Consider the following 25611-nt stretch of genomic DNA (forward strand, 5'->3'; position numbering starts at 1 on the left):
GAGAAGTCTGAGGTACCTGTGACATCCGGTATGGCTGTGAAGGCCGGTGTGGCCGTGAAGTCCGGCTCCGTGTGGGAGCCACTGCGCCTAGCCGCCACCGCGGCACTCACCCACGCCTATGTGCCGTATTCCAACTATCCGGTAGGGGCTGCGGCCAGGCTTGAGGACGGGCGGATCGTCTCCGGGTGCAATGTGGAAAATGCCAGCTACGGGCTGACTCTTTGCGCAGAATGCACCATGGTGGGTGCCGCCCGGATGAGCGGCGGCGGCCTGATCACCGAGTTCTATTGCGTTGACGGATTTGGAGAGATCCTCATGCCGTGCGGGCGCTGCCGGCAGTTGCTCTTTGAATTCAGTACGGCGGGAACCCAGATCATGACTTCTTCAGGAGCCAAGACCATGGATCAAATTCTGCCCGACGCTTTCGGCCCCGACAACTTGAAGGAACACTCATGAACGCCCAAGAAACTTTCGCCGCAGTCGACGTGATCGCCACCAAACGTGATGGCGGCAAGCTCACCCCTGCACAGATCATCTGGACCATTGCGGCTTACACGCGCGGGGAGATTGCTGAGGAACAAATGGCTGCCCTGAACATGGCCATTTTCCTGAACGGCATGGACAGGGAAGAAATTTCACAGTGGACTGCGGCCATGATCGCCTCGGGTGAGCGGCTGGACTTCTCCGCTCTGCGCAACCCGGCCGGGGCCCGGATGCCCACCACTGACAAGCATTCAACTGGCGGCGTGGGGGACAAAATCACCTTGCCGCTGGCGCCTCTGGTCGCCGTATTTGGCGCAGCCGTGCCACAGCTCTCTGGCCGAGGGCTGGGGCACACCGGGGGGACCTTGGACAAGCTGGAAGCCATTCCCGGCTGGCGGGCAGATGTGAGCCGCGAGGCCATGATGCGCCAGCTTTCCGAGGTGGGCGCAGTCATTTGCGCAGCCGGTGGAAACCTGGCGCCGGCGGATAAAAAACTGTATGCGCTGCGCGATGTGACGGGAACCGTTGAATCCATCCCGCTCATTGCCTCATCCATCATGAGCAAGAAGATTGCCGAAGGCACTGCGGCGTTGGTGCTGGATGTGAAGGTGGGCAACGGGGCGTTTATGAAGACCGAAGCGCGGGCCCGTGAGCTGGCGCAGACCATGGTGGCGTTGGGCAAAGACGCAGGTGTTAACACCGTGGCGCTGTTGACAGATATGTCCACACCCTTGGGTCTGACCGCAGGTAACGCCATTGAGGTCCAAGAGTCCGTGGACGTGCTGGCAGGCGGTGGTCCGGAAGACGTCGTCGAACTTACCGTCAGGCTGGCAGAGGAAATGCTGGAGGCAGCCGGCATTCACGGTGCTGATCCGGCAGCGGCGCTCAAGGACGGACGGGCCATGGACGTGTGGCGGCGCATGATTCGTGCCCAAGGCGGGGATCCGCAGGCAGCACTGCCAGTGGCTCGGGAGTCGGAGACGGTTTATGCCCCGGCCGATGGCGTGCTCGTGGGACTCGATGCCATGGCCGTTGGGGTTGCCGCGTGGCGGCTGGGTGCAGGACGGGCCCGCAAGGAGGATATTGTCCAGGCTGGGGCTGGGGTGCGTATGCATGCCAAGCCAGGTGCCGTGGTGCGGGCAGGGGAGCCGCTGATGACGCTGCTGACAGACACTCCGGAGAAGTTCCAGGGCGCCAAGGAAGCACTCGAGGGTGCGTTCACTATTGCCCCGGAAGGTTCCCGCCCGGCGAACCGGCTCATCATCGACCGGATCGCCTAACCCCACTACCAACGCTCTCTCACTTAATGGGGTGTTTTGAGGAACGCTCTCTCAATCACTCTCAGGTGATGGGATTGCACCAGCAAAAAAGGTGGCCCGGAATCTTTCCGGGCCACCTTTGTTGCGCTAGAGAATGTTCTACTCCGTTTGGCGGGTGGTGGTTAGCCGTGGGGTGATGCCGGTCGAGGCAAATTCACCGGAACCGGCACATATGCTCGCGGGGGAGGGCTCTCATTCTCAAGAGGGACTGGGGCAAGGGAATATCCTCCGATGGGTGGATACAGGGGCTGCGCCAACGTGGGAAACTTTAAGGAAGCAACCATCACAGGAGAGGACAAGTCCCCGGTGGATTTTTTGGGCCTCATCGATCAGATCAACGTCACCATTGAACATTCCGCTGCTCAATGGTGGGTGATTCCTGTTGTGGCACTCTTTTGCCTCATTGATGGGTTTTTCCTGTTCCTGCCCAGCGAAACCGCCATAGTAGCTCTGGCGTCCATAGCCTCCCGGGAGGGGTATCCCAATATTTGGCTGCTGATCCTGGGCGCTTCCTTCGGTGCCATCATTGGCGACAATATTGCCTATTGGCTGGGTCGCAGGCTCGGGGTGGAACGCTTCCGGTGGATGCGCTGGCCCCGCAGCGCCAAAGCCTTCGCGTGGGCCGGCAAGGAACTGGAAAAACGTGGGGCTATCTTGATCTTCACGGCACGTTACATCCCGGTGGGGCGGATTGCTGTCAACTTCACGGCAGGCGCCACCCGCTTCCGGTGGCGACAATTCGTGATTCTGGACAGCATCGCGGTTCTAACGTGGGCCAGTTATTCCGTGGCCGTGGGAACATTCGCTGGCCGCTGGGTGCACGATAACCCGCTGCTGGGTGTAGTCATTGCCGTGGTCTTTGCCATCGGCATCGGCTTCCTCGTGGACCATGCGATGAAGCTTGTGCACCGCATCTTGGAGAAGCGAGGGCTCAACAGGGATGTGGCTGTGAGCGGAACCGTGTCTGATCTCGGCGCTGTGCCTGCTGTCCCCGATCCCGGATCTGCCGTACCCGATCCCGCTGCGCCCGCCGCGCCTGCCGTACCCGATCCCGCCGCGCCTGCCGTACCTGCTGTGCCCGATCTGCCTGCGGTGCCGGCCGTGCCCGCTGCGGCCGCCGCGCCTGCGGTGCCCGCCATCAATGAGCCCGATCAGCAGGAGCTGTTAAGTCCCGTGGGGAACAAAATTGAAGAAGTAGGAACTGGGCCTAACAGGCACTAGAGCGCCGTCAAACTAGCGCAGGGCCCCCCGCATCCCTAGAGTGGGACTGTGACTAACTCAACTTCAGAACACACAGGCATTTCTCTCCCGGGTGTCGATCTCAAATCGCTGCCCAAAGTGTCCCTGCATGACCACCTTGATGGAGGTCTACGCCCCGAAACTATCATTGAGTTGGCTGCCAAAGCCGGGCATACATTGCCGGCTACCGACCCCGAGGAACTGCGCAGCTGGTTCCTCGAGTCCGCTGACTCTGGTTCGCTCGAACGCTACCTCGAGACCTTCGAACACACCATTGCCGTCATGCAGAGCCATGATGACCTGGTGCGGGTCGCTCGGGAATTCGTTGAAGACTTAGCCGAAGACGGAGTGGTCTACGGCGAGGTGCGCTGGGCCCCGGAGCAGCACCTCACCGCCGGGCTGTCCCTCGACGATGCCGTGGAAGCTGTCCAGGAAGGCCTTGAAGAAGGCATGGACGCGGTGGATGAGGCTGGTGGATACATTGAGGTAGGCCAGATCATCACCGCCATGCGCCACGGCGACCGTGGCTCCGAGATTGCCCAACTGGCTGTCCGCCACCGTGACAACGGCGTGGTTGGCTTTGACCTCGCCGGGGCCGAGAACGGTTTCCTGCCCTCCCGCTTTACCGAGGCCTTCACCTATTTGGCCGAGAACAACTTCCCTGCCACTGTGCACGCAGGCGAGGGAGCGGGGCTGGAAAGCATCCAGGACGCACTGGTCCATGGCCGGGCGCTGCGACTGGGCCACGGCGTGCGCATTGCCGAGGACATCCACCTTGATGTCCAAGAAGAGGACGGGAACGACGTCGGCACGCTCACCTTGGGTGATTTGGCCCAGTGGGTACGTGACCGCCAAATCCCGCTAGAGCTGTGCCCCTCCTCTAACCTGCAGACGGGCGCCATTGCGGCTTTTGGAACCACCATTGCCGAGCACCCCATTGACCTGCTGCATCAGTTGGGTTTCAACGTCACGGTCAACACGGACAACCGGCTCATGAGTGGCGTGAGCCTGACCGGTGAGTTCGGGCTGCTCGTGGAAACCTTCGGCTACGGCCTGGACACGGTGCTGGAACTGACCCTGAACGCAGTCCATGCATCGTTTTTGCCCATCGAATCACGCGAACAGCTAGCGGACTTCATCATTGAGCACTTCGAGGACGCCATGGAGGAGATGGACGACTTTGAAGATTCTGAGGAGTTTGAAACGTTTGACGCATCCGATCTAGGCGATGCCGGACGTGACGAGTAGTTACGTGCCTGAACACAACGGGCGGGCCCGCTCCACAGAAGTGGAGTTGGCCCGCCTTGTTGCTGTGGTCCAGGCACTTCGCGAACACTGCCCCTGGACGGCCGCACTGACTCATGAATCACTCACCAGCTATCTGGTGGAGGAAACACATGAGTTCATCGAGGCGTTGGAGCACGGAAACTCCAGTGAAATCTCCGGAGAACTCGGAGACATTTTGCTCCAAGTGGTGCTGCACGCACGCCTCGGCGAAGAATGCGGCGAATTTGACTTGGCTAGGGTGGCCCACGGGCTCAGCGAAAAAATGATTCGCCGCAGTCCCCACGTCTTCCACGCCAACGGCACCTTGCAGGAGAGTTTTCCCGCCACCATTGCCGAAATCGAGGAGACCTGGGAGCGGGTTAAGGCCCAGGAACGTGCCGCCTCAAGGCAGAATACGGCGGCCCCGAGTCAGCAATTGAGCCCCTTTGCCGGAATTCCGCGCTCCTTGCCAGCCCTGGCCAGGGCACAAAAATCAGTGGAGCGGGCCCGGCGGGCATCCCTGCCAGTCCCCGCAGGGACCCTACCCAGCCCCATCGAAACTGAAGAAGACCTCGGAAAGGCGCTCTTCGGCGTCGTGCTGGCGGCGCAAGGTCAGGGGCTAGACCCCGAAAGGGCCCTGCGCCACGCCGTGCAGGAATTCCAGGAGCGCAGCCAGGGCGCCAGCAGGCAGTAGCCAGTCCCAAGGCAGCGATACTCAACGATGTATCGCTACGAAGGTGAGGGAAGTCTCCTGCGCAAAATTTCGTTATGGGGCACCGCCCGGGAGCAACATTCCCGCTTTGAGCGTATTGAATGAGTGCCCCATCACGCCGTCGGCTAGGATTGAGGCGACAGCGTGGTCGACATCTACTCAACAAAGCTGACTATTAGGAGCGATACGTGGCACTTATTGAAGCCATTCATGCACGCGAAATCTTGGATTCCCGTGGAAACCCGACCGTAGAGGTTGAGGTTCTGCTCAGCGATGGCGCCATGGGCCGCGCCGGCGTTCCCTCCGGTGCATCCACAGGTGCCTTCGAGGCAATGGAACTCCGTGACGGGGATAAGAACCGTTACCAGGGCAAGGGTGTTTTGCAGGCAGTCGAGGCTGTCTTGGAAGTTATTGCCCCCGAAGTTGAGGGCCTGGACGCAACGGATCAGCGCCTGATTGACTCCGTCATGCTGGAACTGGACGGCACCTCCAACAAGTCCAAGCTCGGCGCCAACGCCATCTTGGGCGTTTCCTTGGCCGTGGCCAGCGCTGCTGCAGAGTCCGCAGGCTTGCCGCTGTACCGCTACTTGGGCGGACCCAACGCACACGTACTGCCGGTTCCGCTGATGAACATCCTCAACGGTGGTTCACATGCAGATTCCGACGTTGACATCCAGGAATTCATGGTTGTCCCGTTGGGTGCAGCAACGTTCTCTGAGGGTCTGCGCTGGGGCGTTGAGGTCTACCACAACCTCAAGGCCGTTCTGCAGGAAAAGGGTCTCTCCACCGGTCTGGGCGACGAGGGCGGCTTCGCACCGAACCTGCCCTCCAACCGTGCAGCCCTGGACCTGATCTTAGAAGCCATCAAGCGCGCAGGCTACGAGCCCGGCAAGGACGTGGCCCTGGCCCTGGACGTTGCCTCGTCCGAGTTCTTCAAGGACGGTGCTTACCAGTTCGAAGGCAAGGCACTGACTGCTGCGGACATGAGCGCCTATTACGCTGAGCTTGTTGCCGACTACCCGCTGGTCTCCATCGAGGATCCCCTGGATGAGGAAGACTGGGAAGGCTGGAAGACTCTGACTGAGGCCATTGGCGAGAAGGTCCAGATTGTGGGCGATGACATTTTCGTCACCAACCCCGAGCGCCTTTCCCGCGGCATTGCTGAGAACTCGGCCAACTCGCTGCTGGTGAAGGTCAACCAGATCGGCTCGCTCACCGAGACCCTGGACGCAGTGTCCATGGCACAGCGCGCCGGTTACACCACCATCACCTCGCACCGTTCAGGTGAGACCGAAGACACCACCATTGCTGACATTTGCGTTGCCACCAACGCCGGTCAGATCAAGACAGGTGCCCCGGCCCGCTCCGAGCGAGTTGCCAAGTACAACCAGCTCCTGCGCATCGAAGAAGAGCTCGACGACGCCGCACGCTACGCAGGCCGCAGCGCCTTCCCGCGTTTCAAGGGCTAAATAGCAACGAAGGCCGCGGGGGCTGGCTAAGGTGGAATTCACACCTCGCCAGCTTCCGCGGCCTTCTGCGATTAACCCACGCGTTGCCCGAAGGTGAGAGAGCGTTTGGATATAACGGCCTGAAGGTGAGAGAGCGTTTGGATAAAACGGCCCGAAGGTGAGAGAGCGTTGGAATAATTGCTGCCGGGGAATCTCCGGCGCAGGCAGGTAGGGAAAGCATGGCCACACGACGGCCTTCAGTGCCCAAAGCACAGTTCACATCCGGGCTTCATAACGGCCCGGAAAAACCTGATGCCACGTCGGCTAGCACGACGCCGGCAGCTGACTCTGGTGCCACGCCCGGCTCCGGCGCTGGTCCCGAAGGTTCTTCGGTCCCGGCCCCGCCCCGTGGCAAGCGTGAGCGCCAGCTCACCAGTGGGCCCAACGGGCGCAGCCGCCAGGACGGTGTGATTCACACGGCAGGCACCAGCCCTGTCCCGGCCAGATCATTTTCCGGGCGAATCCTGGTACTTGTGCTCACCATGGGCGTTTTCACCATCTTATTGGCTCCCAACGTGCACACCTTCATGACTCAACGCAGCGAAATTGCCACGCTGAAAGAAGACATTACCTCCCGGCAGGCGCAACAGGACGCCTATGCTGCAGAACTTCAACGCTGGGATGATCCTGCCTATATCAAGCGCCAAGCCCGCGAGCGGGTGAGTATGCTGATGCCCGGTGAAACCGGGTACTGGGTGTATGGGGCCAACGGCACCGAGGAAGTCAAAGACTCGGTAGGTGCAGCCAAGTCTGCTGCGGCCGAAGCAACAACAGCCAAAAAAGCTACTGAAGTCACAGTGGAACCGTGGGTGTCTGGCCTGTGGGAGGCTGTCAAGAATTCCGCCAAGGAACAGGTGCCCGTGACGCCCAAGGAGCCCGCTGCCAAACAGCCTGCCCCGGCGGTTGAGCCCACTGCGCCAGCGGCACCCTGATGCCCGGTGTCCGCCCGGCACGCTAAAATAATAGGTTGAACACCCCGGCCGTCGCCGGACAACGCTTGAGAACAGTTCCAGGAAAGGCCCGTCCGTGCCCGTAACCATCAGCTCCGCCTCGAATGGGCGCGTCCCCACGCCACATGATCTGGACACCCTGAGCCGGCAGCTCAACCGCCCTGTGCGCGATGTTGTGGAAATACCGGCCCGCTGCATCTGCGGCAACCCGCTGGTGGCAGCCACAGCTCCCCGGCTCAGCAACGGGATCCCGTTCCCCACCACGTTTTACCTGACACACCCCATCTTGACGGCTGCGGCATCACGGCTCGAAGCCGCCGGTCTCATGAACGAGATGACCCAACGGTTGGAGACGGACACGGAGCTGGCCGCCGCCTACCAGAAGGCGCATGAGAGCTACATTGCAGCACGCGAAGCGATTGGTGAACGCGCCGGAACCGGTCCTGTGCCGGAAATTGCCGGCATCTCCGCCGGGGGCATGCCTACCCGTGTCAAATGCCTTCACGTGCTCATTGGGCATGCACTAGCCGAAGGTCCCGGCGTCAACCCGCTGGGCGACGAGGCCCTAGCCGCAGTAGCCCAGTGGTGGACGCCAGAGTCCTGCTACTGTGCCGGTGCCTGGGACAACGCCGCACCCGTCCCGCACAAGGACCTGAGCCGCCACGTCAAGCATTTAAACCAGCAGAACCCGTAATCAGCACGTCCACGCAGCTTTTCCGAAAGGCCATCAAGATGCGCGTTGCAGCTATTGACTGTGGAACAAATTCGATCCGTCTCCTCATTGCTGATGTGTCCCTAGGAGCACAGGGTGGGGCGTCCTTGAGTGATGTGCACCGTGAAATGCGTGTGGTCCGGCTGGGACAAGACGTTGACGTCACCGGATTACTGGCCCCTGAGGCACTGGTGCGCACCTTCGCTGCCGTGGACGATTACGCCGCCATCATCGCCGCCAACGCCGTGGAACGGGTGCGTTTTGTGGCCACCAGCGCCACCCGCGACGCCGGTAACAGGGACGAATTTGTGGCCGGCATCAAGGCCCGGCTCGGGCTGGAACCTGAAGTTGTCAGTGGTGACCAAGAGGCGGCTCTCTCCTTCGCCGGCGCTGTCAGCGTGCTACCAGTACTGGGGGAGAGCCGCGTCCTGGTTGTTGATCTGGGCGGCGGCAGCACAGAATTCGTTGTGGGTGACGGCAAGGGTGTTGTGGCGGGGGTGAGTACCAACATGGGGTGCGTGCGATTTACCGAAAGGTACTTGAAATCAGACCCGCCCACCGAGGCTGAAATTGCTGCTGCCGAGGCAGCCATCGAAGACAAACTCCAGGAGGTCCTCGCCGCGGTGCCGCTTGCCAACGTCACCCAAGTGGTGGGTGTGGCAGGGTCCATCACCACCATCACGGCGCACGCCCTGGGGTTGGAGAGCTACCAAAGCGAGGTGATTCATGCCGCCGTAGTACCTCTGGAAACAGTGGATGCTGCGGCCACCTCGCTGCTGTCCATGACACGGGCCCAGCGCGCCGAGCTTGGCTTCATGCATCCGGGCCGTGTAGACGTCATTGGCGCCGGAGCCCTGATCTGGCGAACGGTGCTGCGCCGGGTGTCAGAGCTCAACGGCGGGCGCGTGGAATCGGCAACCACCAGTGAACACGATATTCTGGATGGAATTGCCTTGGGTGCAGCCCGAAGCTGACATCCATTCCTTACTGAAACGAGCCCACATGCAGTTAGCCCCACGGTTGCGCGCTGTCGCTGCCGCGCTGATAACGCTTGCCCTGGCCGGCTCACTGGCCGTAGTGGGGGCGCCCGCCGCATCCGCCGATGACATCCGCAACCGCGAGTACTGGCTCCAACAGTCAGGGATCGCAAAGGCGTGGGAACTCTCGCAGGGGGAGGGTGTGAAAGTTGCCATCATCGATAGTGGCATTGACGCGGACCATATAGACCTCAAAGGTGCCGTGGTGGGCGGGATCGACATGTCCGGTGAAGGTAACAAAGAAGGCACCAAGGGCATTGGCGCCGAACCCGAGCACGGCACGCTTGTGGCAACAATGCTGGGAGGCCGCGGACACAACGCCAGTACCGCCAGTCCATCAAAGGCGGCACCAAAAGCCAGCAGCACAGCCAAGGCAAAAGCTACCGTGGGGGCCGGGCCGGACGGGGTCATCGGCGTGGCACCAAAAGCTGAACTCTTGAGCATTTCGGTGTGGCTGGGCAGCGAAAACCCGTCCGGAAGAAACATTGATGACCAGATTCCGGCAGCCGTGACCTGGGCCGTGGACCAGGGCGCCAAAATTATTAACATGTCCCTGGGCAGTTCATCCACAGCCTGGCCGCAGAGCTGGGATGACGCCTTTGCCTACGCAGAAGCCAACGATGTTCTCATTGTGGCCGCGGCAGGCAACCGCAAATCAGGCAGCGAACAAGTGGGTGCTCCAGCCACCATCCCGGGTGTCCTGGCCGTGGGCGGTCTCGATCGAGACGGCACGGCAAGCATCGATTCCTCCTCGCAGGGGATCAGCATTGGCGTCAGTGCCCCGGCGGAGGACCTGGCAGGCGGGCTGCCCAGCGGCGGGTACGCCAGCTGGAATGGAACCAGTGGGGCCGCGCCTATAGTCTCCGGAGTCGCAGCCCTGATTCGCTCCAAATACCCTTCCATGAGCGCTGCACAGGTCATCAACAGGATCATTTCAACAGCCAAGCCCAAGGGGGAGGGTGTCCCCAACGCCATTTATGGCTACGGAATTCTCGACGCCGAAGCGGCCCTGAGCGCCGATGTTCCCGAGGTCACGGATAACCCCATGGGCAGCATCTCGGAGTGGATCCGTGTGCACCGTCGCGGCGCCGTGGTGGCGCCCACCAATGAGGGCGGCACACCCGTGACCTCCAGGCCTCAGCCCAAACCAACACTGAGCGATGCGCACGTCCCTGTGGCGATCACGCCGGAGCTATTGGGCAGCCCCCTGCCTCAGGCATTGGTGTTGGGATCAGCAGGGCTTTTGGTGCTCATCCTGGCTGCTGGCAGCGGGCATCTGTTGCTGGCACGGCGGCGCGTGCGTGCGGGAGAAGCTGGTGGCCCAGCTTACGTGGCAGCTGCGGGAGAAGCTGGCGGGTCAGGTGGCGATTCTGGCTCCGGGGCGGCATCCGAGGCCCCGCCAGAGCCCTCCTTGCGCCCTCGGCAAGGCAACAAACCCAAGCATTAGTGCCGCCGTCGTGCCTTGGGGAAAGGGTGCGGTGAGAATCACAAAAACTCCCTAGTGAATATTTTCACAAACAAATGTAGTATAGAGATATGGCAATCACTCCCACCTTTTCAGCACGTCCGCGCGTCCTCGTAGTTGGCGGCGGTTACGTCGGCCTTTACACGGCGTTTAACCTGCAGAAGAAGATCGCAAAGTTCGGTGGCATCGTCACCCTTGTTGATCCCCTGCCCTACATGACGTACCAGCCGTTCCTGCCCGAAGTTGCCGGTGGCAACATCGAGGCACGTCACGCTGTTGTCTCACACCGCAAGCACCTGAAGGAAACCGAACTTATCCAGGGTTCCGTGACCAGCATTGACCACGAAAACCGCACGGCTGTCATTGCCCCGGTTGACGGCGGCGCACCGTTCGAGCTGCCGTACCATGACGTGGTCATGGCTGCCGGCGCGGTCACCCGCACCTTCCCCATCAAGGGTCTGGCCGAATCAGGCATCGGCCTGAAGACCATTGAAGAAGCTGTTGCACTGCGCAACCAGGTTCTGTCCCTTATTGAGCAGGCCTCCACCGAGACCGACCCCGCCGTGCGCGCACGCGCCTTGACCTTCGTGGTAGTTGGCGGCGGCTTCGCCGGTATCGAGACCATCGCCGAGCTTGAGGACATGGCACGCGCCGCCGTCAAGCTCAACAACCGTGTAGAGCAGTCCGAGCTGCGCTTTGTACTCGTGGAAGCCATGGGCCGGATCATGCCCGAGGTCACCGAGAAGCAGGCACTTTGGGTTGTTGACCACCTCCGCAGCCGCGGCATGGAAGTACTCTTGAACACCTCCTTGGACAACGCCGAAGGTAAGGGCATTAAGCTCATCAACCTGCCGGACAAGAGTGTTGCCCAGGAATTTGACGCCGATACCCTCATCTGGACTGCCGGAGTCATGGCCAACCCCATGGTCCGCTCCACTGGCTTCCCGATCGAGCCGCGTGGCCGCGTCTCCGTCAATGCCAACCTGCAGATCACCGGCGAATTCGGTGTTATCCCCAACGCCTGGGCTGCCGGCGATGTGGCGGCTGTTCCGGATGTCACCGGCGGCTTGCCCGATGGCACCTGTGTTCCGAATGCCCAGCACGCTCTCCGCCAGGCCAAGCGCCTTGCCAAGAACCTGTGGGCCAGCCGCTTCAACAAGCCGATGAAGGGTTACAAGCACAAGAACCTTGGTGCTGTTGCCGGCTTCGGTGAATGGAAGGGTGTTGCCAAGATCATGGGCATCCAGCTCAAGGGCCCCCTGGCCTGGGTGGCACACCGCGGCTACCACGGGCTGGCCATGCCCACTGTGGAGCGCAAGTTCCGCGTCATCATGGACTGGTTCGTGGCAATGTTTGCTGGCCGCGACCTGGCTCAGCTGGAATTCCTGGACAACCCGCGCAAGGCCTTCGTCACGGCTGCCACCCCGGCCCCGAAGCCCGCTGCCAAGCCCGCTGAGGTTCCGGCCGCTCCGGCCTCTGAAGCTCCGGCTGCCAAGCCCGCTGAAGCCAAGGTTGAAAAGAAGGAAGAAGCCACGGCCAAGTAGCCAGCACTTCTAAGAAACATACGACGGCGACCCCTCCCACCCTGGAAACAGGCCTAGGCGGGGGTCGCCGTTTTTCACTCTCACGCTGTCTTGGCCTGACGCTGCCAAGGCACCATGGCTCCAAGGGGCTCAAAAAATTACTGCACTAGACTTATCTGATGATCATTCGACGTGAGCAAGCAGGGGATCGGCCTGAGATCCACGCCCTCCTGGAGGCAGTGTTCCCCACTCTCATGGAAGCCAAACTGGTGCGGGAACTCTTTGCCGCCCGGCAATACCTGCCACTGTTGTCGTTGGTGGCGGAGGGAGACCGGGGTGAAATTCTGGGCTATGTCATCACCACGCGTGCCTGGATCGGTGAAGCGCAATCATTGGGTCTGGGTCCCCTTGCAGTGCTGCCGCAATATCAAAAACAAGGTGTTGGTTCGGCGTTGATGAACGCGAGCATCGAGGCGGCGAATGCCATGGGGGAGCGGACTATGGTCCTTTTAGGTCACGCCGAGTACTTCCCCCGCTTCGGTTTTGTCCCTGCCGATTCTCTGGGCATCGTCTCACCTGATCAGTCCTGGGGTTCACATTTCATGGGGCTACCCCTAGCCAACTATGAACCCGGAAGCCACGGAGTGTTCCGGTACGCCGATCCTTTCAACTCGCTCTGACACGCAGTTTCATTGACGGGCAGTGCATCCAGTAGTGTTGACGAGAGCATAAAGGAATTCTCCTGTAAATCAGCCCCAGTAGCCCAATGGCAGAGGCAACAGACTTAAAATCTGTAAAGTGTCGGTTCGAGTCCGACCTGGGGTACCACCAGTCAGCGCCACCGCTTGTGCACACCTGTGGGCTCCCGCGAGTAGATGCGTGGATTGTTACGAGTTCAGCGAACTTTATTCCACTGCGCAACCCCGCGTTTAAACTAAACATGAGCCACCGTCCTATGCTCGTGATGAAGGCCAACTCCCGCCGTATTTCAGTTTCTTCTTGCTGTGTGCCGGCGTTTTCCACCCAAGTTGATATTCCGTGGCTATGAGGTGTTGGTCGGCGATCACTCGTAACGCTCAAGCCTTGATGGGGACAGACTGTGAAGAAGAAAATGGCGAAGAGAGCCAAGTTGCTGTGCGGCGGTATTATTCTGGTTGTCCTGATGGGATTGCTAGGTGCTTGTGGAACTGGCGAGGACATTGATGAGGCCTCTTCAACCGGCACCGCTGCCAGTAATGGCTTCACCCTTCCAAACTACGCGGGAAAATCTCTGGAGCTAGCTGTTGAAGCGATGAAAGCCCACGGGATCGAGACCACATTCGTTGACACAGTTGATGGCAAAACAATCTTGTCACCAAAGAACTGGACCGTTGAGAGTCATGACCCGGCATCCGGGGCACTCGTGGCCGAAGGCGAGACCGTGGTGTTCCAGGTATTTAAAGAAGGCGCCGCCGAGGCCAAGGCCAGCGCCGAAGCATCGGCCGTCGCAGCCACAAAGGCTGCGCAAGATGAGCAGGCCAAGGCGGCCGCCGATGAAGCCGCACGGGTAGCTGCCGAAGCTGCTGAGAAAAAGGCCGCTGCGGAAAAGGTTGCGGCAGATACAGCCGCGGCCAATGAGGCTGCCCGGCGTGCGGCTGAGGAGGCCGAGGCCCAACAAGCCCCGCCTATTCAGCCCCTAGTTGAGGTGCCAGCGGCAGTTTATTATGCGAACTGCAGCGAAGCCAAGGCTGCTGGTGCTGCTCCCATGCATGTTGGTCAACCGGGGTACCGGGGACCGCTTGACCGTGACAAGGATGGCATTGCCTGCGACAAGTAGGCCACTGTGACGGGCACAACGCCCAGCGGAGCGCTGTTTTGGTCAGTTAGGTAAACGTTAGGTGAACGAATACTGGCAATGAGCTGTCAATAGCGTCCAGAAGGCACAAATTGTCTCGTCTACGCATCCTGCTTGGTAGAGTTGGAAGATTACTTCACCCCCTATTTTGGAGGCACAGGCACGATGGCACTTGGTGGAAACCCGGTATTTGCCAACAATAAGAACTTCAAGGAAACGCCGGCCGGATATCGCGGCTCCGTCAACGGTGGAGCTGACACCATGTCCGCCCAGGCGCAGTTCTCCGCGCAGCAGTTGCAGGACATGTACAGCAAGCCCTCAGCCAATGCGTCCCAGACCGGCCGGATGACGTACGACGACGTCATCATGAAGACAGTCTTCACGCTCACCCTGGTGCTGGTGGGTGCTGCCCTGGGGTGGATGGTTCCGGCCCTCATGTGGCCCGGCATGATCATTGGTCTGGTGCTGGGGCTGGTGAACTCCTTCAAGAAGGAACCGTCACCGGTGCTGATCTTGGCCTACGCACTCTTTGAGGGCTTGTTCTTGGGTGGCCTCTCCGGCTTGCTAGAGGGCCTCTACCCGGGCATTGTTGTCCAAGCCGTGCTGGGTACCTTGAGCGTCTTCCTTGTCACCTTGGTGCTGTTCCGCAACGCGAAGGTCCGTGCCACACCGAAGATGACGCGTTTTTTCATCATCGCGCTCTCTGGCTACGCCCTCTTCTCGATGATTAACTTCTTCCTCATGGTTTTCAACGTCACCACCACCCCTTGGGGTATCAATGGCATGAACATTCCGGGAACAAACATCCCGTTCGGCGTGGTCATTGGCCTGTTCGCGATCGGCTTGGCAGCATTTTCGCTGATTGTGGACTTCACCTCCATTGAGCAGGGTGTGCAGCGTGGGGTGCCCACCAAATATTCCTGGACGGCCGCCTTTGGCCTCACGGTCACGCTCGTGTGGCTGTATGTGGAGATCCTGCGCCTGCTGGCCATCCTGCGAGGCAATAACTAGCCCCTCCCACCCCTTCTTTTGACAACGCCCGGCCCCTTGGACCGGGCGTTGTTTACATACTGAAAGCACTTACATACCTTGTTCGAAACTAGCGAGAGCAGCTCATGAACGTATCCCCTCTGATCTGGGGCATTACCATTGTTGTCATTTTGGCCTTGTTGGCCTTTGACTACTTCTTCCACATCCGAAAGGCGCACATCCCCACGTTGAAGGAAGCGGCCATCTGGTCCTCCATTTACGTAGGCTTGGCCCTAGTCTTCGGAGTTGTGGTGCTTGCCTTCGGTGGCGTCACCATGGGCGGGGAGTACTTCGCCGGATACATCACCGAAAAGGCCCTGAGCGTTGATAACCTCTTCGTGTTCTTGGTCATCATGGCCAGCTTCAAGGTTCCCCGCGAAGACCAGCAAAAAGTGCTGCTCTTCGGCATCGTCTTTGCGCTGATCGCCCGCACCGCCTTCATTTTTGCCGGCGCAGCACTGATCAACACCTGGTCCTGGATGTTCTACATCTTCGGCATCATCTTGCTCATCACGGCAGGAAACCTGCTCAAGGAAGAAGACAGCGGCGGCGACGACGCTGATAACTTCATCATCAAGCTTGCCAAGAAGCTCTTCAATACTTCTGAAAAGTACGACGGCGACAAGCTCTTCACGAAGATCGACGGCAAAAAGGTCCTTACCCCGATGCTGCTGGTCATGGTGGCCATTGGTGGCACCGATCTGCTCTTCGCTTTGGATTCCATCCCGGCCATCTTCGGGCTGACCCAGAACGTGTACATCGTCTTCACCGCCACGGCGTTCTCCCTCATGGGTCTGCGCCAGCTGTACTTCCTGCTAGATGGCCTACTGGACCGCCTGATCTACCTTTCCTACGGCCTGGCTACGATCCTGGCGTTCATTGGTGTGAAGCTCGTGTTGCACGCGCTGCACGAGAACAACCTGCCGTTCATCAACGGTGGCGAGGCCGTCCCGGTGTTTGAAATCGGCACGGGGCTGTCCCTGACCGTGATCATCGGAGTCCTGGCAGTGACCATCATTGCCTCGCTGGTGAGCAAGTCCGGCAAGGCGCAGACGGTGTTCAATAACGCCCGCCGCCATGCGGATAACTACCTGGACTTGGATTACACGGCTGATTCCGCTGAGCGGGAGCGCGTGTACAGCATGCTGATGGTCGAAGAAAAGACCATCAGCACCATGGAGCCTAAGTACCGCGACAAGCACAAGGACTCCGAGGAAATCCTGATGCAAATCGCCCAGGCACAGCAAACACACCGGGACCACCTGAACAAGTAGTCCGGCGTCAACACAAAGGCCGCGCCCCACATACTGTGGGGCGCGGCCTTTGTGCTGACGATGCGCTGAGCGCTTAGGCGATTCGCCGGGCGCCCGGAGCCGCAGACACAGCAAAGATGTCAGGTGCTGTGAAGCCGGCCGCTGCGAAGGCCTGGAGAACGCCCTCACGCACCGTGGCCTCGCTGGCCGCCGGAATCAGGGCGATGGCTGAGCCGCCAAAACCGCCGCCTGTCATGCGGGCACCCAGCGCGCCATGAGCCAGTGCCGTGTCCACGGCAAGGTCTAGCTCAGGGCAGGAAATTTCAAAATCGTCCCGCATCGAGGCATGGCTGGCGGTGAGCAAGTCACCAATGGCGCCGGGTCCGGCGTGGTCAAGGACAGCAATGGTGTCCAGCACACGCTGGTTCTCCGTGACAATGTGGCGCACGCGGCGGTACGTCTCCTCATCCAGAAGACCCGCGGCCTCGGGCAGTCCGCTGACAGAAACGTCCCGCAGGGCGGCGACGCCCAGCACCTCTGCACCCAGCTCACAGGAGGCGCGGCGGGCAGAATATCCGCCCGTGGCGTGTGCGTGGCTGACCTTGGTATCAACCACCAGAATCAGCAGATTCGCCGCGTCCAGATCCAACGGCACGGCCTTGGACTCCTGTGTGCGGCAGTCCAGGAACACGCCATGGCCTTCCGTGGCCAGCAGGGAAGCGGACTGGTCAAGGATGCCGGTGGGGGCTCCCACTACCTCGTTCTCCGCGCGCTGGCCCACCAGAACAAGTTCGTTCAGGCTCAGCCCGGCAGATTCCAGCTCGTTGAAGGCCGTGGCCACGGCGCATTCAATGGCGGCCGACGAGGACAGCCCGGCACCCGAGGGCACCGTGGAATGCAGGAACAGATCAAAGCCGCCAAGGGTGATGCCCATCTGGCGCATGACCCACACAACGCCCAGCGGATAGGCCGTCCAGCCCTGCATGGTCTCATGGGAGAGGGTGTCAAGATTAACACTCACGGTGAGCGCCTCGCCATAGCTGGAGCGCAGCCGGGCCACGTTGTCGGTTCGGAGCTTGATGGCCACCGCGGCGGCCCGGTCAATGGCGAACGGCAGCACAAAACCTTCGTTGTAGTCGGTGTGCTCGCCGATGAGGTTGACCCGGCCAGGAGCCGCCCAGACGCCGTCGGGGGTGCCACCAAAGGCTTCGGTGAACGCTGCCGCTACCGCGGTGGCATCGATGGACTGGGTCATAGCAAACCTGCTTTCTGGGTGCGGGAGTCCATGCCGGAAAGGGACCCGGATGTGCTGCTGGATGTGGGACTCCCGGGGGTGTTACGCAACAGAGCAGCAACTTGTTCGGGTGTGGTGTCGTTAATGAAGGCGCCCATGGCGGCCTCGGAGCCGGCCAGGAACTTTAGCTTGTCGGCAGCCCGGCGCGGGGAAGTAAGTTCCAGGTGGAACCGTCCGGCCGGACGCAGCACAGAGTCCAACGGCGCCTGGTGCCAGGCGGCAATATACGGTGTGGGGGAGTCATAGAGGCTGTCCAGACGGCGTAGAACATCCAAATACATGGAGGCCAATTCATCGCGTTCAGCATCGTTGAGTGCGGCAAAGTCGGGGACATGGCGGTGCGGGGTCAGATGGACTTCCAGCGGCATGTGCGCGGCAAAAGGCACGTAGGCGCTGAAGTGTTGGCCCTGGGCGATCATGCGCTCCCCGGACTCGGATTCGTTGGCGAGGATGTTCCCCAGCAGCGTGGCGCCACCATTATGGGCGTCATAGAAGTCCCGGGCAGCAGCGGCCATGACCTGGCTGCGTGGCGGGACGTAGGAGTAGGCGTAGATCTGGCCATGGGGGTGGTGCAATGTCACACCAATATCCTGGCCGCGGTTCTCAAAGGGGAACACTTGCTTGATGCCCGGCAGTGCGCTCAATGCTTCTGTTCGGTGCGCCCAGGCATCGATAACAGTGCGGGCGCGCTCTTCGGAGAGCCCGGCAAAGGAACCTGTGTGCTCGGGGGTGAAGGCCACCACTTCGCAGCGGCCAAAGGCCCGTCCCATGGTGCCCCATTGAGGACTTTCCGGAATGCTGCCCACCGCCGGGCCCAGTGACGGGAAACGGTTTTCAAAAACAGCCACGTCATAAGCGGAATCGGGAATCTCGGAGAGATTCTCGCCCGTGGTGGGGCAGAGTGGGCACTGGTTGGCCGGGGGCAAATAGGTGCGGGTCTGCCGGTGCGCGGCAACAGCCACCCAGTCTCCTGTGAGCGCGTCGAAGCGCAGTTCTCCCGTGTTCTCCTGGGAACGTGCATCAAGGGGACGCGTGTCAAGGCTCTTATGAGACTTGGCTTGAGTGCCGTCGTCAAAGTAAATGAGTTCCCGGCCGTCGGCAAGGCGCGTACTGGTGGCGATGGTCATGAGATCTTTCCGGTTGGGAGGTGGGAGGATGCGCCCGTTTGAGGTGCGGCGAAAAAATGGCTGACCCGTGCGGAGAATAGTTCTACGGTGGCCGGGCTCAGATCGTTGTTGGTGATGATGGTGTCAACAGCGGACAAGGGGGCAATGGCGGCCAGTGAACGTACCTGGAATTTGGAGCTATCAGCCAGCAGAACCAGCCGTGAGGTGGCCTCAATGAAGGCGGCGTTGGTTTCCGCCTCGAGCCAGTTGGGGCTGGTCAAGCCGCGCTCCACATCCAGACCGTGCACGCCCATGAAGCAAATATCGGTGTTCATGCTGCGCAGTGCAAGCCGTGCCACAGGACCAACAAGAGCCTCAGAGGGGGTGCGTTCCCCACCTGTCACTATGACCTTCAGATCCGAGCTGCCCTGGTGGTTATACAGCAACTCAGCGGCCTTGAGGGAGTTGGTGACAACCGTCAGATTCCGCAGCCTGTCCAATTCCGCTGCCAGTGCCATGGCCAGCTGATACGTGGTGGTGCCACCTGTCAGGGCAAGCGTCATACCAGGCTGCACCAACGCAAGAGCTTCACTGGCAATGGCAACTTTGGCATCAAGAGCCTTGTCCACGTTGAGCAGAAAGCCGGGCTCTAACGCGCTCAGCCGGGCCAAGCGCATGGCCCCACCGTGGATCTTGCGGGCCAACCCGTTCTGGTCCAAGGTTTCAATATCGCGGCGAATGGTCATTTCGCTGACATTTAGAAGTACCGCGATGTCAGCCACGCGAACGGCTTCGTGCAATTGCAGTTCTTTGAGGATGCGCGCTTGGCGCTCTGGTGCAAGCATTGAAAAGCCCTACTTCCATCACCGATCAAAAATAACAGTTTCAAACAAAATATTACATTATTGTTGTGGTTTCCGCAGTATGTCTCGTGGTCCAAAACACATTTAACATAGTGAAGGCAGTAACCTAATCAGCATGAGTACTATTGACGCCACCACCGGCCAATCAGCGGCCCCCCGGGCAGCCACAGGCACACAATTTACGTTGCGCCGCGGGGATGCCACCGCCATTATCACCTCTTTGGCTGCTGGTCTGCGCGCCTATGACAAGTCCGGGGTGGCGCTCGTTGAGAGCTACCGGCTAGAAGAAATTGCTCCCGGCGCGGCGGGCATCACACTGGCCCCCTTCGCCAATCGTATTGATGGTGGGCGGTGGGAGCTGGAGGGCCACACGCAGCAGATGGACATTACCGAAGTTGATCGCAACAACGCCATTCACGGCCTGTTGCGCAATACCGGCTACCACGCCTTGGATGTCAGCGAGACTCACGTGCTGTTGGAAGCGGTTATCCATCCACAGCATGGCTACCCTTTTCTGATGCGTCACCAGGTGCGGTATTGCCTTGATGCAGATGGCAACTTGCGGACGGCCCAGACCCTCATTAACGATTCCTCCCGGAAAGCCCCTTTCGTCCTGGGCGCCCACCCTTACTTCACTTTGGGTGATGTCCCGGCGCAGGAGCTGACTCTGACGGTGCACGCCGCCACTCGCTTGGTAGCGAATGAGCGCATGATCCCCACGAGTACGCAAGCCGTGGCAGGGCGCTTTGACTTGCGGGCCGGCCGGCCCGTCCCGGATTCCCTGATGGACACTGCCTTCACCGACCTGGTGACGGACCACGGCGTAGCCCTGCACACGCTATCTGCCCCGGACGGGCGCAGCGTAAGTCTGTGGCACGATTCCAGCGTGGATTATGTTCACGTGTACGTCACCAGTATTTTTCCGGGACGGACCCTTGCCGTGGCACTGGAACCCATGACCGGTCCGGCCAATGCGTTCAACTCCGGTCAAGGTCTGCGCTGGCTGGCACCCGGTGAGAGATTCACCATGAACTGGGGCGTTGACTCCGTACTTTGAGCCTTTGTGGAACGGTCAAAATGGACGCCGTTTTAACAATTTTTGCGCTATAGGGAAGTATTACATTATGACGCCCCCAAAGCAGCACGATGAGCGCACTCTCCAGAATGAAACCTCTATGGTCCCGGTGGGCATGCGCGTGGCCGCTGCCTGGTCCTGGCGGATGGCCGTTGTCCTCATAGTTTCAGCCATGCTGATCTGGCTATTGAGCCAGGTTTCGATCTTGCTTGTGCCCATTATGATCGCCACAATCTTGGCATCATTGCTGCGCCCGCTGGTGAAAAAACTCAAACAAATTGGTGTCCCCCAAGGACTCAGCGTGGCCATTGCCGAGGTGGGTCTGGTAGTTCTGGTTTTGGGTGCCTTGTTCCTAGTGGGTCGGCAAGTGGTGGTGGGCTTTAGTGACCTGAGCCAGCAAGCCATTAAGGGTTTGATCCAGATTCAGGAGTGGCTCAACTCCGGTCCGCTGGGCCTTAGCAACGATCAAATGACGGAGTATCTCAACGATGCCCTAGCAAGCTTGCAGAATAACTCCAACGCGATCCTTTCTGGCGCCTTGGGTGTGGGCAGTAGCCTGACTCACTTCTCCGTGGGGCTGTTGCTGACCCTGTTCATTCTGCTGTTCTTCCTCCTTGAAGGGCAGGATATTTGGGCGTTTGTGGTGAAGTTCTTCCCGCGCCGTGCACGGCCCGCCGTGGACGGCGCCGCCCGTCGCGGCTGGACGTCGCTGGGCAATTATGCCCGCGTTCAGATATTGGTGGCCGCCGTGGACGCCGTAGGCATCGGTGCCGGTGCTGCGATCATTCAGGTCCCCTTGGCACTGCCGTTGGGCGTACTGGTCTTTGTTGGCTCCTTCATCCCCGTAGTTGGTGCGCTCGTCACCGGTGCTGTTGCTGTGCTGCTGGCACTGGTGGCTAACGGCTGGGTCAACGCCCTGATCATGCTCGGCATCGTCTTGCTCGTCCAGCAACTTGAAAGCCATCTGCTGCAGCCCTTCATCATGGGCCGAGCAGTGTCCTTGCACCCCGTAGCCGTGATCCTGGCCGTGGCGGCTGGCTCCGGCGTGGCAGGCATCCTGGGTGCCTTGTTCGCGGTTCCCCTACTGGCCGTGGCCAACTCCTTTATTCGCTACATTGCCAACCGAGGCTGGGAGCATGATGTAGAGATTGGCCAAAAGTATGGGATCCCGCAATTAGTGCCCGACGGCGGTGAGCCCACCGCCGGGCCGCCCGAGCCCACCCCGGCCACCGCTGCCTCCCCGGCTTTCCCTGAGGGTGAATCACGAGACTGACCCGGGGTCCGGAGCGGAACATCAACACGAACCCTTCAAGATTTCCCCGCCGTCACAGGCAGTGAAATTGCTCCACCACCATTTCGCAGAGAAAGAGAAAACTACCGTGAACGCAAGCAGCAAGCTCCCCGTCACCCTTGCAGATGTAGAAGAGGCACGGGAGTTGTTGGCGGAGATTATTGCCCTGACACCGATCGAGAGCTCGCGTGCGCTGGGGCGAATGACGGGCTCTGAGGTGTTTTTCAAGTGTGAGAATTTGCAGCGGGCCGGATCGTTCAAGGTGCGCGGGGCCTATGTGCGCATGGCGAAGCTCTCCGCAGAGGAACGTGCCCGTGGCGTGGTTGCGGCATCGGCCGGTAATCATGCACAGGGGGTGGCTGTGGCGGCCAAGGCGCTGGGCATTAAGGCCCGCGTTTACATGCCCCTGGGCGTGGCCCTGCCCAAGCTGGCCGCCACTCGCGGCCACGGCGCCGAAGTGGTGCTGCACGGCTACAACGTGGATGAATCCCTGGCCGAGGCTGAGCGCTACGCCAATGAGACCGGGGCCGTCTTTGTGCACCCGTTCAACAATGTGGACGTGGTCTCCGGACAAGGCACCATTGGCCTGGAAATTCTGGATCAGGTGCCCAATGTGGACACCATCATCATGGGTGTTGGTGGCGGCGGGTTGTTGGCCGGTGTGTCAGTGGCCGTCAAGGCGCGTGCCAAAGAGCTGGGCCGGGAGATCCGGATCATTGGTGTGCAGGCCGAAAACGCCGCAGCCTACCCGCCCTCGCTAGCCGCTGACGCCCTGGTGCCGCTGAAGAAGGTTTCCACCATGGCTGACGGTATTGCCGTGGGACGTCCCGGTCAGCTGCCGTTCTCCATCATCCGCGAACTAGTAGATGACGTCATCACCGTCAGCGAAGACTCCCTGGCACGGGCCCTGATCTTCTTGCTGGAACGCTCCAAAATGGTGGTGGAGCCCGCGGGTGCCGTGGGTGTTGCAGCCCTGATGGAAGGCAAGATCGAAAACCCAGGCACCACGGTGGTGGTCCTTTCAGGGGGCAACATTGACCCCATGCTCATGCTCAAGGTCATCCAGCGCGGTCTCGCCGCGGCAGGGCGGTTCATGACGGTACGCATGATGCTCAACGACCGCCCGGGTTCACTAGCCACCATTTCGCGCATCATTGCCGAAAATGATGCCAACGTCACAGGCTTGGACCACACGCGCGTGGGCGGTTCCATCTCCATGGGAGATGTTTCCATCACCGTCAACCTAGAAACCAAGGGCCATGAGCACTGTGAACTGGTCCTGACCGCTTTGCGTGCCGAAGGCTTCCAACCCATCGTGGTGCACTAAACCCCAGTTCACTAAACCCCAGTTCACTAAACCCCAGTGCACTAAACCACAGTGTTCTGGGCTCTTGTGCCCTGTGAGCAAGAGCCCAGAAAAATGACCCGCAGCAGACGCCGGATTCGGTGTGTGCTGCGGGTCATTTTTAGTGATGCGAAGCCTTAGCTTACATAGGGCTTGGCGGAGATGATCTCCACGGCAATCTCACGGCCATTGGGGGCCAGGTAGCTGAGCTTGTCACCAATCTGCTTACCCATGATGGCTTCGCCGAGGGCGGAACGCTCGCTGAAGACTTCCAGATCGCCAGCGCCAACTTCGCGGCTGCCGAGCAGGAACGTGGTCTTGTCTCCTGCGATGGTGGCAACCACCACCATGCCCTGCTCCACAACTCCATCATCAGCCGGAGCTTCGCCAACGCGGGCATTGCGCAGCATCTCACTGAGCTGACGGATGCGGGCTTCGATCTTGCCCTGCTCGTCCTTGGCAGCGTGGTAGCCGCCGTTTTCCTTCAGGTCCCCTTCTTGGCGGGCCTGCTCAATTTTGCTGACAATTTCCGCGCGGCCGGGGCCAGATAGCCGGGTAAGTTCAGCCTGGAGGCGGTCGAAGGCTTCCTGCGTCAGCCATGCTGAAGGCGCACTGTGGGTCGTAGGCACGTAGTTCTCCTTGAATGTACAAAAGCAAAGGCCCCGCCGGTGCCGATCCCTTGAACGTTTATGCCTGTGCAACACAGATGTTGCGCAATCCATACGCCGTAAAAATTTGGGATCAACCAAGCGGGGCAGATGGTAATAAGAGCTAGTTTAGTCAATAAGGCGGATAAACCCAAGAATTGACGCGGGGGATGTGACTTCTACTTCACTATCCAGCAGTTTTCCACCAGGCCCGTGACGGCCAAAGTGTCAGTGCGTAGCTGCGCACGGACAATTGTGGTGCGGCCGTTTTCGGAGCCGGTGTCCTTGCTGTTGGGTCCTATGGTGAGCACTTTCCAGCCCACCACGGCGTAGGTGTCATCCATGGCCTTGATGGCGCACTGTGCTGTAGCGTCGCGATCTTTAGAGACAGCGAAGTCCACAGTGGTCAAGGTTGAATCCACCACATGGTAGCTGAGATCTTTATTGCTGATCCCGGCGTTGCCGCCAATGGTGACCCACAAAATCCATGTCAGGGCGAGCACGGCCGCAACAACAATGATGATTTTTTGTGTTTTCTTGGACACCTTACGCTTGGGTGTCCCGTAACGATTGGCTAGGCTGGTAGCTGCTGAAGAATCAGAATTTGTCACTGCATCCACTTGTGTCTGTTCCGCGATTGCCGCGGCCGGCCGCCCCAAGAGATGGAGCGCTGGACCAAGACAAGTTTAGCGTTCTTTCTGCCACCGCGTGTTGTCCCTGTGTGAGCGAAGAATCGAAGGAAGTTTTTACGTGAGTAGCAAGATGAATGAACAAGTGGGGACACTACGACTTTTGGCCGTTCATGCCCACCCGGATGATGAAGCCAGCAAGGGCGCGGCCATGATGGCCTCCTACGTAGCCTCCGGCGTTGAGGTCATGGTGGCCACCTGCACGGGCGGGGAACGTGGTGACATCCAAAACCCGGCACTGAAGGATGATCCGCACTCTGCCCGTGACATGGGAGGGGCACGCCGGATGGAGATGGCCCGGGCCGCAAAAATTCTTGGCGTCAAACACCAATGGCTGGGCTTTGCCGATTCCGGGCTGCCCGAAGGTGAACCGTTGCCGGAACTGCCCGCCAACTGCTTTGCCTTGAAACCACTGGAGATTGCCGCTGCCCCGCTGGTCCGGCTGGTCCGTCGCTTTAGGCCGCATGTGATTGTCTCCTACGATGAAAACGGTGGCTACCCCCACCCGGACCACATCATGGCGCACAAGGTAACCGTGGAGGCCTTCAACGCCGCCGGTGATCCTGCCCTGTACCCCGGGACTGGGCCAGCCTGGGAACCGTCAAAGCTGTACTATGATCTGGCATTCAACCCGCAGCGTTTCCGTTCACTGCATTACGCACTGGAGGAGGCGGGCCTTGCCTCGCCCTACGCTGAACGGATCGCGTCCTGGCTAGAAGCGGATACTGAGGGGCATACCCCGCCTGCCAGTAAACACCCCACCACCACACAGATTGACTGCGGTGACTACTTCGAAAGCCGTGACAACGCCTTGCGTGCCCATGCCACCCAAGTGGACCCCGAAGGCTTTTTCTTCGCCGTCAGCCCGGCCATGCAACGCAAAGTCTGGCCGTGGGAGGATTATTCACTCATTGAATCCCGCGTTCCAACCACTATGCCGGAGAACGACCTCTTTGCTGGCTTACGATAGA

At 60.2% G+C, this 25611-nt stretch carries 24 protein-coding genes and 1 tRNA gene; 20 read left to right on the forward strand and 5 right to left on the reverse strand.

What is annotated here, in order from left to right; translation table 11 throughout:
• Window positions 1-30: 30 nt before the first annotated feature.
• The 16 genes from ABIB48_RS07735 (at window position 31) to ABIB48_RS07810 (ending at window position 16351) form a co-directional block, all read left to right on the forward strand.
• Entirely contained in the window at window positions 31-456 is a 426-nt protein-coding gene (locus tag ABIB48_RS07735) for a cytidine deaminase (protein ID WP_354212743.1), read from the forward strand.
• Window positions 453-1763 (forward strand): thymidine phosphorylase, encoded by a 1311-nt coding sequence (locus ABIB48_RS07740; protein ID WP_315914212.1) that lies wholly within the window; start codon window positions 453-455, stop codon window positions 1761-1763. Before ABIB48_RS07735 ends, ABIB48_RS07740 begins: the two co-directional genes overlap by 4 nt.
• A gap of 297 nt (window positions 1764-2060) precedes the next feature.
• Window positions 2061-3023 carry a DedA family protein gene (locus tag ABIB48_RS07745; RefSeq protein ID WP_354212633.1) on the forward strand — a complete coding sequence of 321 codons (963 nt, stop codon included), beginning with the start codon at window positions 2061-2063 and terminating at the stop codon, window positions 3021-3023.
• Window positions 3024-3071: 48 nt separating this feature from the next.
• Window positions 3072-4289 (forward strand): adenosine deaminase, encoded by a 1218-nt coding sequence (locus ABIB48_RS07750; RefSeq protein WP_245932011.1) that lies wholly within the window; start codon window positions 3072-3074, stop codon window positions 4287-4289.
• Window positions 4290-4293: 4 nt separating this feature from the next.
• The gene (locus ABIB48_RS07755) at window positions 4294-5001 is read left to right on the forward strand and encodes a MazG nucleotide pyrophosphohydrolase domain-containing protein (protein ID WP_354212634.1); all 708 of its coding nucleotides are present in this window, start codon (window positions 4294-4296) and stop codon (window positions 4999-5001) included.
• Window positions 5002-5207: 206 nt separating this feature from the next.
• Entirely contained in the window at window positions 5208-6488 is a 1281-nt protein-coding gene (gene eno, locus ABIB48_RS07760; protein WP_110104676.1) for a phosphopyruvate hydratase, read from the forward strand.
• Between the two features lie 218 nt (window positions 6489-6706).
• The gene (locus ABIB48_RS07765) at window positions 6707-7459 is read left to right on the forward strand and encodes an FtsB family cell division protein (RefSeq protein ID WP_354212635.1); all 753 of its coding nucleotides are present in this window, start codon (window positions 6707-6709) and stop codon (window positions 7457-7459) included.
• A gap of 94 nt (window positions 7460-7553) precedes the next feature.
• Window positions 7554-8171 carry a DUF501 domain-containing protein gene (locus ABIB48_RS07770; RefSeq protein WP_354212636.1) on the forward strand — a complete coding sequence of 206 codons (618 nt, stop codon included), beginning with the start codon at window positions 7554-7556 and terminating at the stop codon, window positions 8169-8171.
• A 38-nt stretch (window positions 8172-8209) separates the two neighbouring features.
• On the forward strand, window positions 8210-9163 hold the full coding sequence (locus ABIB48_RS07775; protein WP_110104673.1) for a Ppx/GppA phosphatase family protein: 954 nt from the start codon (window positions 8210-8212) through the stop codon (window positions 9161-9163).
• A gap of 28 nt (window positions 9164-9191) precedes the next feature.
• On the forward strand, window positions 9192-10673 hold the full coding sequence (locus tag ABIB48_RS07780; protein ID WP_354212744.1) for a S8 family peptidase: 1482 nt from the start codon (window positions 9192-9194) through the stop codon (window positions 10671-10673).
• Window positions 10674-10762: 89 nt separating this feature from the next.
• Window positions 10763-12235 carry an NAD(P)/FAD-dependent oxidoreductase gene (locus ABIB48_RS07785; protein ID WP_354212637.1) on the forward strand — a complete coding sequence of 491 codons (1473 nt, stop codon included), beginning with the start codon at window positions 10763-10765 and terminating at the stop codon, window positions 12233-12235.
• Window positions 12236-12393: 158 nt separating this feature from the next.
• Window positions 12394-12894, forward strand: coding sequence for a GNAT family N-acetyltransferase (locus tag ABIB48_RS07790; protein WP_110104671.1), 501 nt, complete (start codon window positions 12394-12396; stop codon window positions 12892-12894).
• Window positions 12895-12966: 72 nt separating this feature from the next.
• Window positions 12967-13042 (forward strand) — tRNA-Leu (locus ABIB48_RS07795).
• A 283-nt stretch (window positions 13043-13325) separates the two neighbouring features.
• Window positions 13326-14030 (forward strand): excalibur calcium-binding domain-containing protein, encoded by a 705-nt coding sequence (locus ABIB48_RS07800; RefSeq protein ID WP_354212638.1) that lies wholly within the window; start codon window positions 13326-13328, stop codon window positions 14028-14030.
• Between the two features lie 183 nt (window positions 14031-14213).
• Complete coding sequence (locus tag ABIB48_RS07805) at window positions 14214-15059, forward strand: Bax inhibitor-1/YccA family protein (RefSeq protein WP_354212639.1); 846 nt, start codon at window positions 14214-14216, stop codon at window positions 15057-15059.
• Between the two features lie 104 nt (window positions 15060-15163).
• Window positions 15164-16351 carry a TerC family protein gene (locus ABIB48_RS07810; RefSeq protein WP_110104669.1) on the forward strand — a complete coding sequence of 396 codons (1188 nt, stop codon included), beginning with the start codon at window positions 15164-15166 and terminating at the stop codon, window positions 16349-16351.
• Between the two features lie 73 nt (window positions 16352-16424).
• Here the strand turns inward: ABIB48_RS07810 and galK are convergent, their stop codons facing one another.
• The 3 genes from galK to ABIB48_RS07825 are packed head-to-tail and all read right to left on the reverse strand — an operon-like array spanning window position 16425 to window position 19575.
• Window positions 16425-17585 (reverse strand): galactokinase, encoded by a 1161-nt coding sequence (gene galK / locus ABIB48_RS07815; RefSeq protein ID WP_354212640.1) that lies wholly within the window; start codon window positions 17583-17585, stop codon window positions 16425-16427.
• On the reverse strand, window positions 17582-18751 hold the full coding sequence (gene galT / locus ABIB48_RS07820; RefSeq protein WP_354212641.1) for a galactose-1-phosphate uridylyltransferase: 1170 nt from the start codon (window positions 18749-18751) through the stop codon (window positions 17582-17584). Before galT ends, galK begins: the two co-directional genes overlap by 4 nt.
• Window positions 18748-19575: a DeoR/GlpR family DNA-binding transcription regulator gene (locus tag ABIB48_RS07825; protein WP_110104666.1), complete on the reverse strand. Its 828-nt coding sequence runs from the start codon at window positions 19573-19575 to the stop codon at window positions 18748-18750. Before ABIB48_RS07825 ends, galT begins: the two co-directional genes overlap by 4 nt.
• A 133-nt stretch (window positions 19576-19708) precedes the next feature.
• On the opposite strand from ABIB48_RS07825, the gene ABIB48_RS07830 reads away from it, so the two are divergent.
• The 3 genes from ABIB48_RS07830 to ilvA all read left to right on the forward strand — a co-directional run bounded on the left by ABIB48_RS07830 (window position 19709) and on the right by ilvA (window position 23286).
• Window positions 19709-20650, forward strand: a complete 942-nt coding sequence (locus tag ABIB48_RS07830) for an aldose 1-epimerase family protein (RefSeq protein WP_354212642.1) — start codon at window positions 19709-19711, stop codon at window positions 20648-20650.
• Between the two features lie 67 nt (window positions 20651-20717).
• Window positions 20718-21941: an AI-2E family transporter gene (locus ABIB48_RS07835; protein WP_315914201.1), complete on the forward strand. Its 1224-nt coding sequence runs from the start codon at window positions 20718-20720 to the stop codon at window positions 21939-21941.
• Window positions 21942-22047: 106 nt separating this feature from the next.
• Window positions 22048-23286: a threonine ammonia-lyase gene (gene ilvA / locus ABIB48_RS07840; protein WP_110104663.1), complete on the forward strand. Its 1239-nt coding sequence runs from the start codon at window positions 22048-22050 to the stop codon at window positions 23284-23286.
• A gap of 155 nt (window positions 23287-23441) precedes the next feature.
• On the opposite strand, the gene greA is transcribed toward ilvA, so the two are convergent.
• Both greA and ABIB48_RS07850 read right to left on the reverse strand, forming a co-directional pair.
• A complete protein-coding gene (greA, locus tag ABIB48_RS07845; protein ID WP_110104662.1) occupies window positions 23442-23933 on the reverse strand; it encodes a transcription elongation factor GreA in 492 nt (163 codons plus the stop codon).
• Window positions 23934-24130: 197 nt separating this feature from the next.
• A complete protein-coding gene (locus tag ABIB48_RS07850) occupies window positions 24131-24562 on the reverse strand; it encodes a DUF4307 domain-containing protein (RefSeq protein ID WP_170120869.1) in 432 nt (143 codons plus the stop codon).
• 151 nt (window positions 24563-24713) lie between these two features.
• Between ABIB48_RS07850 and mca the strand changes: the two genes are divergently transcribed.
• Window positions 24714-25610 (forward strand): mycothiol conjugate amidase Mca, encoded by an 897-nt coding sequence (mca, locus tag ABIB48_RS07855; protein ID WP_315914369.1) that lies wholly within the window; start codon window positions 24714-24716, stop codon window positions 25608-25610.
• Window position 25611 lies beyond the last annotated feature (1 nt).

This window comes from Arthrobacter sp. UYCu511 (assembly GCF_040547105.1).
GTDB lineage: Bacteria > Actinomycetota > Actinomycetes > Actinomycetales > Micrococcaceae > Specibacter > Specibacter psychrochitiniphilus.

Excerpts from the sequence above, each read along its gene's own strand:
- ABIB48_RS07735 (WP_354212743.1), top strand. The coding sequence starts at position 31 with ATGGCTGTGAAGGCCGGTGTGGCCGTGAAGTCCGGCTCCGTGTGGGAG.
- ABIB48_RS07740 (WP_315914212.1), top strand. The coding sequence starts at position 453 with ATGAACGCCCAAGAAACTTTCGCCGCAGTCGACGTGATCGCCACCAAA.
- ABIB48_RS07765 (WP_354212635.1), top strand. The coding sequence starts at position 6,707 with ATGGCCACACGACGGCCTTCAGTGCCCAAAGCACAGTTCACATCCGGG.
- ABIB48_RS07775 (WP_110104673.1), top strand. The coding sequence starts at position 8,210 with ATGCGCGTTGCAGCTATTGACTGTGGAACAAATTCGATCCGTCTCCTC.
- ABIB48_RS07780 (WP_354212744.1), top strand. The coding sequence starts at position 9,192 with ATGCAGTTAGCCCCACGGTTGCGCGCTGTCGCTGCCGCGCTGATAACG.
- ABIB48_RS07785 (WP_354212637.1), top strand. The coding sequence starts at position 10,763 with ATGGCAATCACTCCCACCTTTTCAGCACGTCCGCGCGTCCTCGTAGTT.
- ABIB48_RS07790 (WP_110104671.1), top strand. The coding sequence starts at position 12,394 with ATGATCATTCGACGTGAGCAAGCAGGGGATCGGCCTGAGATCCACGCC.
- ABIB48_RS07800 (WP_354212638.1), top strand. The coding sequence starts at position 13,326 with ATGGCGAAGAGAGCCAAGTTGCTGTGCGGCGGTATTATTCTGGTTGTC.
- ABIB48_RS07805 (WP_354212639.1), top strand. The coding sequence starts at position 14,214 with ATGGCACTTGGTGGAAACCCGGTATTTGCCAACAATAAGAACTTCAAG.
- ABIB48_RS07810 (WP_110104669.1), top strand. The coding sequence starts at position 15,164 with ATGAACGTATCCCCTCTGATCTGGGGCATTACCATTGTTGTCATTTTG.
- galK (WP_354212640.1), bottom strand. The coding sequence starts at position 17,585 with ATGACCCAGTCCATCGATGCCACCGCGGTAGCGGCAGCGTTCACCGAA.
- galT (WP_354212641.1), bottom strand. The coding sequence starts at position 18,751 with ATGACCATCGCCACCAGTACGCGCCTTGCCGACGGCCGGGAACTCATT.
- ABIB48_RS07825 (WP_110104666.1), bottom strand. The coding sequence starts at position 19,575 with ATGCTTGCACCAGAGCGCCAAGCGCGCATCCTCAAAGAACTGCAATTG.
- ABIB48_RS07830 (WP_354212642.1), top strand. The coding sequence starts at position 19,709 with ATGAGTACTATTGACGCCACCACCGGCCAATCAGCGGCCCCCCGGGCA.
- ABIB48_RS07835 (WP_315914201.1), top strand. The coding sequence starts at position 20,718 with ATGACGCCCCCAAAGCAGCACGATGAGCGCACTCTCCAGAATGAAACC.
- mca (WP_315914369.1), top strand. The coding sequence starts at position 24,714 with ATGAATGAACAAGTGGGGACACTACGACTTTTGGCCGTTCATGCCCAC.